The following is a 13983-nucleotide window of genomic DNA, read 5'->3' on the forward strand; positions in this document are numbered from 1 at the left end:
GAAGCCTTCAAAATATGAAGGCTTCTTTATAATTTAAAATCTTTAATTGTTGGAAGCAATTACTTACTCCAAAAGCATATTTTACTTTGACGTATCTTTTAAAAATTTAATAAGACCTGTCATATAAGTCTGCTGATCATCATACATCGCCATATGACTTCCTTTCTCACAATACAAATACGTTCCGTTTTTAACTTGCGTCGCTATCCATTTCATGTGTTCCGGATCCATTGTATCATATTTTGCTCCAATAGATAATGTTGGTACTGTAATTTTTGGAAGTTCTTTTGTAACATCCCATTTTTCAAGTTTACCTGACAAGCCGAATTCGCTTGGCCCCTGCATTGTTACATACAATGACTGATTAATTTTACCAAATGATCGATTAACAGGCTCTGGCCAAAGACTTGGATCTAAACGTAAGATATGTTTTGAATAAAAATTAGGAACAAGCAATTTCATGTATTCTGGATTTTCAAAATCTTTCTTTTCTTCGATTTCCCTAATTTTGGCCAGAACTTTTGGATCCATCTGTTTTGCTAATACCTCATCTGCATATTTATCATATTCTATCGCACTCATCATCATATTTGAAATAATGAGTCCTTTAAGATTCTGCTGATACTTAAGCGCATATTGTGCCGCTAAAATTCCTCCCCAAGAATGCCCTAATAAATAAAAATTGTCTTTGTCTAGTTTTAACGCCTGACGCACCTGCTCTACTTCTTCTACAAAACGAGGCAGATCCCAAAGGGCTGTATCATCTGGATTATCAGAATTTCCCGTTCCTAATTGATCGTAGTAAATAAACTCAATTCCTTCTGCAGGTAAAAAACTTTCCATGCACTCAAAATATTCATGAGTTGCTCCTGGACCGCCGTTAAGAAGCAGTAATTTAATTTTTGGATTATTCCCAATTCTCTTCGTCCAAACATTAAACTTTCCTTTTGGCGTGCTGATTTGCACAATCTTTACACCACCTGTTTTTATTCCAGAAGTAGTATCAGTGAAATAATTACCAGCAGTTGCCGTTTCCTTTTCTAAGGTATTCTCCTTTTTACAGCCATTAAAAAACAAGGTAAGAAAGGCCAGCAAAAAAATATTTTTATAAGCAGTCATAGGCAGTATTTTAATTTATTGATGTTCGTTTTTAAGTTTGTAATGTACAAAATTTCAGCTTACTTAATTTTTTAAAGTATTATCCATCATTTAGAATAACTTCCTAATAGAAATGAAATTGAAGCTGTCGAAATATCGAGACTATTTTTAAATAATTCCAATTGAATCCCGATTGTACCTCAATAAAAATTGACTTATGTATTTTGAGTTTGTACTTTTGCCCTTATGAATGATAACTTTGTAAACGAATATTTTGGCATAGGAATACAAAATGGTAAAACACCCGAAAACTTAGGTGTTTTGTGGCGGTCTGCTCAAAACTTAGGCGCTACATTTATATTTACCATTGGTAACCGATATGCGAAACAAGCCTGCGATACTCATGATGCTGTAAAAGCTATTCCTTACTTTCATTATGAAACTTTTGAAGCATTTTTTGAAAACCTGCCTAAAGGTGCGCGATTAGTCGGAGTAGAATTATCTGAAAACGCGACCGATTTAGAAACATTTGAACACCCAAGACAGTCGCGTTTATATATTGGGTGCAGAAGATCATGGTTTGTCCAAAAAAGTCATGGACAAATGCCATCATTTAGTAAAATTTAAATCTGTAAAAAGTTTAAATGTAGCCGTGGCGGGAACTATCATAATGTACGACCGAAATCTGGCTAAACCGCGTTCTTAAAAATGCTTTTATCTTCACATAAAAAAACTCTCAATTATGTTGAGAGTTTTTTGTTTTTCTGAAAGAAGAGCATTTTTTAAATAGAGTCTGTTTTTACATTTTGATTTCCCTTCTGTTTCGAACCTTCTGTACCAGAACCTGTCGATCCTTCTCCAGTTGCCCCTGTAGTTCCGTTTTTTCCATTTTCATCAGATTTTAAGGTTGCAGATGAATCTACCGCCGGAGCAATCGTATCTACAGACATATCCATTGTGTCAGATTTCATCTCATTAGAATTTACATTGTTAGTATCTCCATTCTTTTTACATGAAAATACGAATACTGTTATTAAAAACAGTATTATGATTTTAGTTTTGAAAAGTGTTTTCATTGTTGTTTTATTTAGGATTATTAATTTTTGGAGCCCAAAATAAAATTTATTTTGCGCTTGATTCAAAATATAAAAAAAGCCTATTAAATAGGCTTTTTAATGTTCAATTCTAATCACAGTCCATTCAATTTAAGGATTTTTAGGGGTTGTTTTAGAACCCGAAACAGTATCCTTACGATTTGTAGTTGTGGCAGGAGCTGTACTTTTTGATTTTTTTCCAGCTTTATTTTTATGCTGGCTTTTCAATGTATCCGTTTTCTGCGTTCTGCTTTTCTGCATCGTAGAATCTGCTGTGGTTTTCGTTTTTGTTTTTGTTGTCGGCGTCTGCTGTGCGCTTGTCGCTCCAGCAAAAATTAATAGTGCACAGCTTAAAATTAAATTTCTCATAATATTGATTTTTAATACGTTAATAATGAACAACAGAAATTATCATCTATTGATTGAAACAAATATTAGAAAGAAAAAGAACATTTTTTTACATATTTATAAAAACAACCTTACATCATTACCACAATAACAAATTGATTTTCAACAAATTAAAAGCATCAGATAAATTTCGTACCAATTATCTGCTGAAAAAAAACCATTCAAAAGAAAAACTTATTGAAAAGCTTGGTTCATGTTTCTATTTTAATACGCTGTAAATTAAAGTTTTCTTAAACCTCACTTCCTGAGCAATTATTTTTAGTACCTTATATACAGATTATTAGATATAATTATTCGCTACTTAAAATACTAAACATGGAAGATATAAAAACAGACGAAAACAGCCTTAAAGGAAAAATTGTAGTTATTACTGGTGCAAGCGGCGGTGTAGGTACTAGTCGCAGTCGAGGCTTTTGCAAATCAGGGATGTAATATAGTGGCAGTTGCCAGAGGTCAAAAAGGTATAGATGAGGTGGTCGACTATTGTCGTCGGTTAAATGTTTTGGCTGTTGGCGTATCTGCAGATATGTCAATCGCTGAAGATGTGGAAAGGGTAACCAAAGATGCCTTGTCTATAGGCGGAAAAATTGATATTTGGGTTAATAATGCCGGAGTCATGGCGAGTGGAAAATTTGAAGAAATTCCTTTAGAAATTCACCATCAGGTTATTAAAACCAATTTATTTGGGTACATGCATGGCGCTTACAATGCCATCAAAGTTTTTAAAGACCAAAACGAAGGCATTTTAATCAATAATATCTCTATTGGCGGGTATATGCCTGCGCCTTACAGTGCTGTATATTCTGCTTCAAAATTCGGAATCAGGGGTATGATGGAATGTCTTCAGGGCGAAATATCCAGTCGTAAACATATTCATATTTGTAATGTCTATCCACAATTACAAAATTCAACAGGAAATCTGCATTCAGCGAAATACTCTGGCTTCGATATGAAAATTCCTTTTATGGCATCTGATCCGCGTGATACCGCCGCTAAAATGGTTGAATTGGCTAAACATCCCAAAAAAGATTCGTTTCCAGATTTCCGTTCCGGAGCCATCACAAACATGTACCGATTATTTCCAAAGACCATAAGTAATACCACATCTGCGACTGTTCGTCTAAAAATGAAACTTAATAATGATAAACAGGATAATCCAGGAAATGTTTTGCAAGCATTCTAAAGAACCATTGCGTGTCTATGGAAATCCACCAACAAAAACAGCAAAAAACTTAAGCTTGGCATTATTTGCAGGATTAGGTTTTGGAGTCGCTTTAATGTTGATGGGAAAGAAATCATAAATATTGTATGTTGAAGCTTAAGATAACAATCTAAAAGTATGGCAATTATAGAATTATTATCTTTAATAATACAAATTCAAAACTTAAAAACTAATTACATTTAGAGGTTATGTCCTATCAATAAACTACTGGATTTCTGAGGAATTTTAGTAGAAAATTTTAAGCATAATGAATCATTTCATTTAAAACTTAAAAATGCATGAACAAGCCTAAAGAAATTGAAGACAAGATAACTTCTCCCCTATTTCCAGTTGTTGGTATCGGCGTAACAGTCGCAGAAATTGAAATACTAAAAAAAATAATTTTTGAAATTCCTGCATCATCAGGTATGAGTTATCTGATTATTGAAAATTTATATTTTCCGCAATCAGAAAAGCTGGCAGAACAGCTTACGGCATATTCTAAAATTCCTGTTGTCGAAATTATAAATGAAATAGAATTACATCCTGATCATATCTATATTGTTCCCGAAAACAATTTTTTGGTTTTAGAAAACGGAATTTTAAAACTTAAACCGAGAACACGAAGCGACAGGGTTAACAACTGTCTTGATGTTTTTTTCGAATCTCTTGCCACGGTTTATAGTACTTATGCCTTAGGAGTAATTCTATCTTCAAATCCGTTAGATGGTGCGGCTGGGACTAAAAAAACTGAAGGAATTTGGCGGGGCAACAATTTCAGTTTTATCGAATAAAAATCAAAATAACTATACAGCAGAATTTATAGATTATTATGCTGAACCTGAGAGAATTGTTTCTAAGCTACTAGATATACAAAATAGTTACTTATTAACTCATGCTTACTTTGAGGGAGAAATAGTCGCTAATGAACAAGAACTTTTTAACGAAATTGTTTCCATTGTATCTGTTAAAACAGGAACCGATTTTCATCGTTATAAATACCAAACCCTTCAAGACGTATCGCCAAAAGAATGGTAAATACCAAACAGGATACCCTCGAAAAATATTTAAAATTACTTAAAGACAATACAAAGGAACAGGATCTTTTATTTTATGATTTTCTAATTCCTGTAACTTATTTTTTTAGAGATCAATCGTATTTTGATAATCTGGCGATGACTGCGTTTCCTTCACTAATTGAAAATGTAAGCAATAAGAATATCCGAATCTGGTCGGCTGGCTGTTCCACTGGTGAAGAAGCTTATTCTCTTGCTATTTGTATAGATGAATATCTCAATAAAACGAACAATACCGATATAAAAATCCAAATTTTCGCTTCTGATTTATCTGAAAAAAACATTGCGAAAGCGCGTACTGGTGTATATACGCTTGCAAGATTTGAAAAATATAAGTGAAGAAAGAATCGAACAGTATTTTACTAAAAAAGACAGTGGCTATCATGTCAATAAAAACATTCGTGACAAATGTATTTTTGCCATTCATGATTTAACGAAAGATGCACCTTTCGCCAAAATTGACTTTGTATCCTGCCGAAATGTTCTTATTTACTTTGATCCGAATCTGCAAAATCAAATCTTTGAATCCTTTCATTATGCACTTAGAAATAAGGGAATTTTATTTTTAGGAAAAGCAGAATCGGCAAATAATGTCCAGAACTTGTTTACTTTAATAGAAAAACAGGAAAAAATATACATTCGCAAAGATGCTTGCAATAAAACACAAAATTTTTCATCCAGATTTTAATATCGCGACAAGCAAAATAAAAAATATTAGTTCTATCACAAATAATGAAATCGATTATAGAAAAATTGCCACTGATATTCTTTTAGAACAATATTCTCCGGTAGCCGTCATAATTAATGAAGATTTGGAAATTGTACATTTTCATGGAGATACCAGTCCGTTTTTACAGCCTCCTCCCGGAAAACCAAGTTTCAATATTTTAAATATGGTTAACGATGAAATTGGTTTCGAGTTAAGAAATGCTGTTTTAAAAGCCAGAAATGAGAAAAAGAATTTTTCTGGAGAAAGTATTGCCGTCAAAAAACTTTCTTTTATAACCTCTTTTGAAGTTATATTTCTTCCTTCTAATATCGAATTACTATTGATTATTTTTTGTAAAAAAAACATTTTACCCCAAGAACAAAATAATTCAGGCGAAAATCGAACCGAAGAATTAGAACGAGAATTACTGCAGACTTCGCGGAGATTTTAAAAGGGTTACCGAAGAGCGACGAGATTTATTTTGAAGAACTGCAGACTACTAATGAAGAATTATTAAGCGGCACCGATGAATTACAGCTTATAAATGAGGAACTTGAAACTTCGGCAGAAGAACTCCAGTCTAATAACAAAGAATTATCCTGTATCAATGATGAGCTTCAGGATGGCCGTGATGAACTAGCCTCGATGCGTAATTTTTACGAATCGATAGTCAATACAATTAGAGAGCCTTTAATTATTATTGATAAAAATTATATCGTTAAAAATGCAAATCCTTCTTTTTACAAATATTTTAAAACCCAGCAGGAAAAAACAGAAGGATTTTCAATTTTTGAAATTGCAGACGCGCAGTGGAATATTCCACAATTTAAAGAAACTGTTTTAAAGAAATTAGCTCAAAACAATATCGTCGAAAACTTTAAAATAGAATTTCGTACTCCAACAGGTGAGCGACACATATTGATTCTTAATGCCTCTCCTATTTTAAACTCAATTCCTGAAGGCATGATTCTTATAGCTTTAGAAGATGTTACTGAACTGGAACACAGCGACGAATCTTTAAAAAGTAAAAACATGGAGCTTTTGGGATACAGCAAACAATTAGAATCTTTTACTGATGCTCGCCAGCAATAACCTCCTCGAACCCATAAGAAAAATATATATGTTCGGTAAAAAAATTCTGGACAATGAAGCTAATTTAACCGAATCTGGCAGGCATAATGCAAAAAGATTATTAAGTTCGGCAGTAAATATGAATCAGCTTATTGAAGACCTTATTGATTATTCAAAAATAAATTTTTCAAAAAAAGAATTCAAAAAAACAGATCTCAATATAGTACTCAAAAAAACACTCAGCGACTTAAAAACTGCAATCAGCGCTTACAAAGCTGTTATAACAAATGATCCTCTTCCGACTCTTAGGGTTATAGCGCCGCAAATGCAATTGCTTTTTTTCCATTTAATTTCAAACGCTATTAAATACACCAAACAAGGCACGACACCTGAAATTAAAATCGGTATAGATTATCCATCAACGGAAGCAATGGCAGATTTAGGTGCCGATCCAGAAATAAATTATATCAAAATTTATGTAAGCGATAACGGAATTGGTTTTAATAAAGATTTTGAAAAGTTGATTTTTACACCTTTCTATAAACTTGACAGCAATGATCTGCAATACGGAAGCGGACTCGGATTAACTTTGGTAGAAAAAATTGCGGCGAATCATAAAGGTTTTATAAAAGTTTCCAGCCAGCCATCAATAGGAACAACTGTAAATATTTTTCTTCCCTTACAGGCAATATAAACAGATGAAATTTTAATATTCAACTACTAATATTTTCTTATTTAACTGAATTACTGGTAATTGTAGAACTATATATCGTAATAATATAAAAACGTCACTTTAGTATAATTTAATTTTGGATTGAAAGAAAAATCATAACTCTAACTAGTTACTACAGGCAAGAGTTATGATTTTTCTACAATTTAAATGTATTTAACTAATATGATATTTTATGAAAAATTTTCAAGACGAAAAACAACGCGATTTATCAGTCAACAAATCAGATGGCACTAACAAATTCCTGACTACAGATCAGGGCCTTCGAATTAATGATGATAATAATTCGCTGAAAGCCGGTGAAAGAGGACCTTCTCTACTCGAGGATTTTATTTTGAGGGAAAAAATAACGCATTTTGACCACGAAAGAATTCCAGAAAGGATTGTTCACGCGCGCGGATCAGGAGCTCATGGATTTTTCGAAGTAACAAATCCAATTCCAGAATTAACCAAAGCTGGTTTCTTAAAAGAAAAAGGTCTTAAAACGCCCGTTTTTACGCGGTTTTCGACTGTTGCAGGCTCAAGAGGTTCTACAGATCTTGCGAGAGATGCCAGAGGATTTGCAGTTAAATTTTATACTCAAGAAGGTATTTATGACTTAGTTGCCAATAACATTCCAGTGTTCTTTATACAAGATGCCGCGAAATTTCCAGATCTCATTCACGCTGTAAAACCAGAACCTCACAATGAAATACCACAGGCGAGCATCTGCACACGATACTTTTTGGGATTTTATTTCCTTAATGCCAGAATCAATGCACATGATTATGTGGGTAATGTCTGATCGTGCCATTCCGAGAAGTTATAGAATGATGGAAGGTTTTGGTGTTCATACTTTTAGACTAATCAACGAAAGAGAAGAATCTGTTTTTGTGAAATTTCACTGGAAACCAAAATTAGGAACGCACGCAGTTGCTTGGGATGAAGCTCAGAAAATTTCAGGAAAAAATCCAGATTTTCACAGACAAGATTTATGGGAAGCAATTGAAATGGGTAATTTCCCAGAATGGGAATTAGGCGTTCAGGTAATTCCTGCTGAAGATGAAAACAAGTACGAATTTGATCTTCTGGATCCAACAAAATTGGTGCCCGAAGAATTGGTGCCTGTTACTATCGTCGGGCGAATGGTCTTAAACAAAAATCCTGACAATTTCTTCGCAGAAACAGAACAGATTGCTTTTCATCCAGGTCATATTGTGCCCGGAATCGATTTTAGTAATGATCCACTTTTACAAGGAAGATTATTTTCTTATACCGATACACAGCTTTCTAGATTAGGAAGTCCAAATTTTCATGAAATCCCGATTAACAGAAGTATTGCTCCGGTTCACAACAATCAGCGTGACGGACATATGCGTCAGGAAATCAATAAAGGCCGTGTAAGTTATCATCCCAATTCACTTGGCGGAGGCTGTCCTTATCAGGCAAAAATCGAAGAAGGCGGTTTTGCAAGTTTTAATGAAAGAGTTGACGCACACAAAGTGAGAGAAAGAAGTGAAAGTTTTAATGATCACTTCGGACAAGCCAAATTATTCTTTAACAGCCAGACGCCAGAAGAAAAAAGTCATATTGTAAAAGCACTGCGTTTTGAACTTGGAAAAGTTGAAACAACCGCTATACGCGTAAGAGTTTTAGGTCTGCTTTCTCAAATCGACAGCAATCTTGCTGAAAAAGTGGCTCTTGGACTTGGTGCGACCGTTCCGCCAATTTTGGAAACGCCAATTAACAAAGGTGTATCTCCAGAAAACGAAGGAGGATCTCAGGAACCACAAACAGTAGAATCGTCTGTTTCTTCGTCAGAAGCATTGAGTATGATTAAAAATCCAACCAACTCACCAACAATTGCTTCAAGAAAAGTAGCTATTATTTGTTCAGACGGCGTTTCTGAAGTCGCTGTATTGAATATGAAAAGTGCACTAAAAAAAGAAGATGCCAAAGGATGCATTATCGCACCTCATCTTGGATCTATAGTAACAGATGCAGATGGTGCAATTCCAGCCGAATTTAGTTTTTTAACTGCATCATCCGTATTATTTGATGCTGTTTACATTCCACACGGTTTAGGATTGAATGCATTGGCTGAAAATGATGATTTATTCGAGTTCCTTAATGATGCTTACAAACACTGTAAAGTAATTGGTGCAGATGGCGAAGCTTCAGAAATTATAAGCGGCGCTCCTTTCGCATCAAAAATCACAAATGACGATGCTGGAATTATTTTGACAAGCGACATCGCCGCTCAAGGATTTGCACAGGATTTTATCGCCGCAATGACACTGCACCGTTTTTGGCGACGTGAACCAAACTTATACAATTAAAAACAAAAAAAAACAACCATGAAAAATTCAGAAAAAAACATAGAAAACAAAGGAGTTAAAAACAACATGAAAAACAATTTTGTTGAGCCGGCATCAGACGCCGCAACAGAATTGAAAGAACTTTTTATTGACAGTCTTAAAGATATTTACTGGGCAGAAAATGCATTAGTGGGCGCTTTGCCAAAAATGGCGGATAATGCTACTTCTGCAAGCACTTTCAAGCGCAATTATAGAACATCTTGACGTAACCCAAAATCAAGTTAAGAGATTAGAAGAGGTTTTTGAACTTTTAGGCGAAAAAGCCGAAGGAAAAAAATGTGAAGCAATGGCTGGACTTTTGAAGGAAGGAGACAGTATTCTTTTAGAAACTGCTCCTGGAGCCGTTAGAGATGCTGGAATAATTGCCGCATCTCAAAAAATTGAACATTATGAAATTGCAACATACGGAACCTTAGTCGCTTTCGCGAAAACATTGGGTGAAAACAATGCTCGCAAAACTTTTAACGCAAACTCTTGCCGAAGAAAAAGAAGCCGACTGCGTATTAAATGACGTTGCTTTAAATGCTGTAAATATTGTAGCGACTGAATAAGATTTTTCAAATCTTAATAATCACTTCTATTATCATAAAAACATCTGTACGCTGTACAGGTGTTTTTTTTATGCTTTAATTAAAACATAAATAACTGACTGTGAATTATGTAACCCTCATGATTCTGTATGTAAATAACGTTCGTACTTCGCCAATACATTTGCCTCATTCCTTTTTTGTCCCTCCGTACACAATACTAACGAGTCATGAAAATATGACTTACTTAATTCAAATCAGATGACAAATAATTTAAAGAAAGCAAAAAAAAATAATGATATAGAAAAACATCATTTAGAGCAAAAAGCCCAATATTATGATATGATTGTTTTTTGTCATTTAAGATGGGAGTTTGTATATCAGCGCCCGCAAGATATTATCAGCCGAATGGCTCAAACTATGAAGGTTTTATTTATTGAAGAACCTCTATATAATGACTCGCTTAAAAGTTCGGGAAACCTAATTATAGTTAATGAAATGCTTCATGTATTACAACCTAATACTAAAGACATAGAATCAATTACAGGAATTATTTCAAATTATGTGAAAAATAGAAATGTAACTGTTGGATGGTTTTACTCACCCTCTTTTTCTCCTTTGTTAGGTTCTTTTGATTTTGACACCATAGTTTACGATTGTATGGATGAACTTTCGTTGTTTAAACAAGCTCCTGCTCACTTGATTGATCAGGAAAAATATTTAATGGCTAATGCCGATATTATTTTTACCGGTGGTAAATCATTATACGAATCTAAAAAACAATTTAATTCCACGGTACATTGTTTTCCAAGTTCTGTAGACGAACTGCATTTTGCGCAGGCTCTAAACGGAATCGCCATTGCAGATGATATTTCGGATATTCAGCATCCAATTGTTGGTTATTACGGCGTGATCGACGAGCGAATCGATTTAGAACTGCTTCATGAAACTGCCAAAAGGCTTCCAAATGTTTCTTTTGTAATGATTGGACCATTAGCCAAAATCGACGAAACTGATCTCCCTAAAGAAACGAATATTCATTATCTCGGAATGAAATCTTATAACGAACTGCCGCATTATTTAAAAGCGTTTGATATTGCCATGATGCCTTTTGCGCTTAACGATGCAACCAAATATATAAGTCCAACGAAGACTTTAGAATATATGGTCGCAGGAAAGCCCATTATTTCTACTAAAATTATTGATGTCATTCGCGATTACAGCATCTGTGTAAGCTTAATTGAAACCGCGACCGATTTTTGTGAAGAAATTAATTTTCTATTGAATAAAACAGATCGTCTTTCAATGGAATTAGAATATTATAAAATCCTAAAGAAAACATCTTGGGACAGTACCGTTGAAAAAATGAATTTAATCGTTAAAAGCTTCGCAAAATGAAAAACATCGACATTTTAATCATAGGCGCAGGTATCTCAGGAGCTGTATTGGCAGAGCGCTATGCCTCAATTGGAAAAAAAGTTTTGATTATTGAAAAACGAAACCATATTGCGGGCAACTGCTACGATTACATAGATGAGAACAAAATATTAGTTTCTAAATATGGAGCGCATTTATTTCACACCAACGAAGAGTCGGTTTGGGAATATGTCAATCAGTTTTCTGACTGGTATTTTTGGGAACATAAGGTAATTGCAAGGGTTGATGACAAAATGGTTCCAATTCCAGTAAATATTACAACGGTCAACGAATTGTTTAATACGAATATTTCCACCGAAGACGAAATGAAAAACTGGCTGGAAGAAAATCGGACACCTTTAGAAAAACCAGCAAACGGCGAAGAAGCTGTTTTAAATCGGGTTGGTCCTATTTTGTATGAGAAAATGTTTAAACATTATACCAAAAAACAATGGGACAAATATCCTGCTGAACTTGATGCTTCTGTTTTGGACCGAATTCCGGTAAGAACCAATTATGATGATCGTTATTTTTCTGATATTCATCAGGCTTTGCCAAAAGGAGGTTACACGCAGTTATTCGAAAATATATTAGACAACCCGAATATCCAAGTCCTTTTAGAAACCGATTATTTTGATGTAAAAGATGAATATGTTAATTATGAGAAATTGTTTTATACAGGACCAGTTGATCGTTTCTTCGAATTCAAACACAGCCTGCTGGAAAAACTGGAATACCGCTCCATTAATTTTGTTAGTGAGACGGTCGATGCCGAATTCTATCAGGAAAATTCCGTTGTAAATTATCCGGGAACAGAAGTTGATTTTACCCGAATTATAGAATACAAACACTTTGGAAACCAGATTTCAGAAAAAACCACTGTTGTCAAAGAATTTACGGTAGACGAAGGCGAACCTTTTTATCCAGTTCCAAATCCGCGAAATCAGGAAATTTACGCCCGATATAAAACAGAAGCCGATAAACTGATTGATGTTCATTTTGTGGGAAGGCTGGCAAATTATAAATATTTCAATATGGACCAAGCTTTTAAAAATGCCTTGGATCTTTTTGATTTACTTGAAAAAGAAAATGAACCATTATTTAAAACTGCTGTATAATGGAAATTTTCAACACTTTTTTTATGGGAGGTTTTGAATGCGCCGACCATATTAACCGTTCGGGCAAAGAGGGTGAATCTTTTAAAAGAAACCCAGCACGATATTCGCTGTTACGAAGATTACGAAAATCTAGCAGCCTATAGGAATAAAGACCGTTCGTGAAGGTATCTGCTGGAGTTCGGTAGACACTAATTCTTCTTTCTTTAATTTTTCAAATGTTCTAGTTAGAATCAGAGCGACAGAGAAATATGGAATTCAGCAGATCTGGGATTTAGTTCATTTTGGGTATCCAGACGATTTATCTCCTACGCATCCTCTTTTCTGTAAGCGTTTTGAGCAATTATGCCAGGCTTTTGCAACTTTCTATAAAGAGAATTCAAAGCAAAAATTATTTGTTGTTCCAATAAATGAAATCAGCTTTTTGTCTTGGCATTCCGGCGATGTACGAGGAACGGTGCCATTTGCAACAAACAGCGGATGGGATATTAAATACCATTTGTGTAAAGCGACCATTTTGGGTATAAAAATGCTCAAAAAAACAGATCCGAACTGCACTGTTATTTTGGTTGAACCGCTGGTAAAAATTCATGCCTCAGAAATTTACGATGATGTCAATCTATTAAACGAACCTCAGTTTCAGGCTATGGATATTATTGCTGGAAGAATGTGCCCTGAACTGGGAGGTTCTGAAGATTTACTTGAGATTCTCGGCTTTAATTATTATTGGAATGGCCAATGGAAAGGAAATGGAGAGCCTTTTAACTGGCCCGATTATCAACATAAAAGAGTTCCATTTTCTGAAGTATTACGAACCGCATACGACCGTTATAAAAAACCAATAATTCTTACTGAAACGGGACACTTTGGAAATCTTCGTGTAGAATGGCTTGAAGAAATAACAGCCGAATGTGTATTGGCTAAAAAAATGGAGTGGATTTACAGGGAATCTGTATTTATCCTGTCACAGACCGTCCAGACTGGGACGATTTATCGAATTATTGCCAGTGCGGGATTTGGGATTTGGACGAAAATTTTAATCGAATTCCCTATCAGGAATATATTGACGCTCTTGTAAAAGCACAAATAAGTTTTAAGAAAAAGAAATATAAAATTCATCATTTCATGGACCTTTTTAGATAAAGGAAGATTAAAATAATCAGCGGGCAGAAATGCAATTA

The 13983-nt window shown here is 34.4% G+C and carries 14 protein-coding genes and 3 pseudogenes; 14 read left to right on the forward strand and 3 right to left on the reverse strand.

The window, feature by feature from the left end:
- Window positions 1-81: 81 nt before the first annotated feature.
- Window positions 82-1119 carry a proline iminopeptidase-family hydrolase gene (locus ACZZ95_RS20220; protein WP_463470402.1) on the reverse strand — a complete coding sequence of 346 codons (1038 nt, stop codon included), beginning with the start codon at window positions 1117-1119 and terminating at the stop codon, window positions 82-84.
- Window positions 1120-1344: 225 nt separating this feature from the next.
- Here ACZZ95_RS20220 and ACZZ95_RS20225 point away from each other — a divergent pair.
- Window positions 1345-1804: pseudogene (locus tag ACZZ95_RS20225) on the forward strand (RNA methyltransferase).
- A gap of 76 nt (window positions 1805-1880) precedes the next feature.
- Here ACZZ95_RS20225 and ACZZ95_RS20230 read toward each other — a convergent pair.
- Together ACZZ95_RS20230 and ACZZ95_RS20235 are read right to left on the reverse strand one after the other, a co-directional pair.
- Complete coding sequence (locus tag ACZZ95_RS20230) at window positions 1881-2174, reverse strand: hypothetical protein (protein ID WP_463470403.1); 294 nt, start codon at window positions 2172-2174, stop codon at window positions 1881-1883.
- Window positions 2175-2303: 129 nt separating this feature from the next.
- Entirely contained in the window at window positions 2304-2561 is a 258-nt protein-coding gene (locus ACZZ95_RS20235; protein ID WP_463470404.1) for a hypothetical protein, read from the reverse strand.
- A 475-nt stretch (window positions 2562-3036) separates the two neighbouring features.
- Between ACZZ95_RS20235 and ACZZ95_RS20240 the strand changes: the two genes are divergently transcribed.
- The 13 genes and pseudogenes from ACZZ95_RS20240 (at window position 3037) to ACZZ95_RS20300 (ending at window position 13880) form a co-directional block, all read left to right on the forward strand.
- Window positions 3037-3783 carry an SDR family NAD(P)-dependent oxidoreductase gene (locus ACZZ95_RS20240; protein WP_463470405.1) on the forward strand — a complete coding sequence of 249 codons (747 nt, stop codon included), beginning with the start codon at window positions 3037-3039 and terminating at the stop codon, window positions 3781-3783.
- Between the two features lie 317 nt (window positions 3784-4100).
- Window positions 4101-4595, forward strand: a complete 495-nt coding sequence (locus ACZZ95_RS20245) for a chemotaxis protein CheB (protein WP_463470406.1) — start codon at window positions 4101-4103, stop codon at window positions 4593-4595.
- Window positions 4528-4839 carry a hypothetical protein gene (locus ACZZ95_RS20250; protein ID WP_463470407.1) on the forward strand — a complete coding sequence of 104 codons (312 nt, stop codon included), beginning with the start codon at window positions 4528-4530 and terminating at the stop codon, window positions 4837-4839. Before ACZZ95_RS20245 ends, ACZZ95_RS20250 begins: the two co-directional genes overlap by 68 nt.
- Window positions 4833-5216, forward strand: coding sequence for a CheR family methyltransferase (locus tag ACZZ95_RS20255; protein ID WP_463470408.1), 384 nt, complete (start codon window positions 4833-4835; stop codon window positions 5214-5216). Before ACZZ95_RS20250 ends, ACZZ95_RS20255 begins: the two co-directional genes overlap by 7 nt.
- Window positions 5200-5565, forward strand: a complete 366-nt coding sequence (locus ACZZ95_RS20260) for a CheR family methyltransferase (protein ID WP_463470409.1) — start codon at window positions 5200-5202, stop codon at window positions 5563-5565. Before ACZZ95_RS20255 ends, ACZZ95_RS20260 begins: the two co-directional genes overlap by 17 nt.
- Window positions 5525-6037, forward strand: a complete 513-nt coding sequence (locus ACZZ95_RS20265) for a hypothetical protein (RefSeq protein WP_463470410.1) — start codon at window positions 5525-5527, stop codon at window positions 6035-6037. The genes ACZZ95_RS20260 and ACZZ95_RS20265 overlap by 41 nt, the downstream gene beginning before the upstream one ends.
- 194 nt (window positions 6038-6231) lie before the next feature.
- Window positions 6232-6678, forward strand: a complete 447-nt coding sequence (locus tag ACZZ95_RS20270) for a PAS domain-containing protein (RefSeq protein ID WP_463470411.1) — start codon at window positions 6232-6234, stop codon at window positions 6676-6678.
- Window positions 6679-6706: 28 nt separating this feature from the next.
- Window positions 6707-7351 carry a sensor histidine kinase gene (locus tag ACZZ95_RS20275; RefSeq protein WP_463470412.1) on the forward strand — a complete coding sequence of 215 codons (645 nt, stop codon included), beginning with the start codon at window positions 6707-6709 and terminating at the stop codon, window positions 7349-7351.
- A 211-nt stretch (window positions 7352-7562) separates the two neighbouring features.
- Window positions 7563-9705, forward strand: a pseudogene (locus ACZZ95_RS20280) (catalase).
- Between the two features lie 66 nt (window positions 9706-9771).
- Window positions 9772-10255: pseudogene (locus ACZZ95_RS20285) on the forward strand (ferritin-like domain-containing protein).
- 277 nt (window positions 10256-10532) lie between these two features.
- Window positions 10533-11669, forward strand: coding sequence for a glycosyltransferase (locus ACZZ95_RS20290; RefSeq protein WP_463470413.1), 1137 nt, complete (start codon window positions 10533-10535; stop codon window positions 11667-11669).
- A complete protein-coding gene (gene glf, locus ACZZ95_RS20295; protein WP_463470414.1) occupies window positions 11666-12805 on the forward strand; it encodes a UDP-galactopyranose mutase in 1140 nt (379 codons plus the stop codon). The genes ACZZ95_RS20290 and glf overlap by 4 nt, the downstream gene beginning before the upstream one ends.
- 421 nt (window positions 12806-13226) lie before the next feature.
- Window positions 13227-13880, forward strand: coding sequence for a hypothetical protein (locus tag ACZZ95_RS20300; protein WP_463470415.1), 654 nt, complete (start codon window positions 13227-13229; stop codon window positions 13878-13880).
- The last annotated feature ends 103 nt before the right edge of the window (window positions 13881-13983 follow it).

Source organism: Flavobacterium sp. AC267 (genome assembly GCF_979258715.1).

What these genes read in the sequence shown, in the direction of transcription:
- ACZZ95_RS20220 (WP_463470402.1), bottom strand. Translation starts at nt 1,119, where the DNA reads ATGACTGCTTATAAAAATATTTTTTTGCTGGCCTTTCTTACCTTGTTT.
- ACZZ95_RS20230 (WP_463470403.1), bottom strand. Translation starts at nt 2,174, where the DNA reads ATGAAAACACTTTTCAAAACTAAAATCATAATACTGTTTTTAATAACA.
- ACZZ95_RS20235 (WP_463470404.1), bottom strand. Translation starts at nt 2,561, where the DNA reads ATGAGAAATTTAATTTTAAGCTGTGCACTATTAATTTTTGCTGGAGCG.
- ACZZ95_RS20245 (WP_463470406.1), top strand. Translation starts at nt 4,101, where the DNA reads ATGAACAAGCCTAAAGAAATTGAAGACAAGATAACTTCTCCCCTATTT.
- ACZZ95_RS20250 (WP_463470407.1), top strand. Translation starts at nt 4,528, where the DNA reads ATGGTGCGGCTGGGACTAAAAAAACTGAAGGAATTTGGCGGGGCAACA.
- ACZZ95_RS20255 (WP_463470408.1), top strand. Translation starts at nt 4,833, where the DNA reads ATGGTAAATACCAAACAGGATACCCTCGAAAAATATTTAAAATTACTT.
- ACZZ95_RS20265 (WP_463470410.1), top strand. Translation starts at nt 5,525, where the DNA reads ATGCTTGCAATAAAACACAAAATTTTTCATCCAGATTTTAATATCGCG.
- ACZZ95_RS20270 (WP_463470411.1), top strand. Translation starts at nt 6,232, where the DNA reads ATGCGTAATTTTTACGAATCGATAGTCAATACAATTAGAGAGCCTTTA.
- ACZZ95_RS20275 (WP_463470412.1), top strand. Translation starts at nt 6,707, where the DNA reads ATGTTCGGTAAAAAAATTCTGGACAATGAAGCTAATTTAACCGAATCT.
- ACZZ95_RS20290 (WP_463470413.1), top strand. Translation starts at nt 10,533, where the DNA reads ATGACAAATAATTTAAAGAAAGCAAAAAAAAATAATGATATAGAAAAA.
- glf (WP_463470414.1), top strand. Translation starts at nt 11,666, where the DNA reads ATGAAAAACATCGACATTTTAATCATAGGCGCAGGTATCTCAGGAGCT.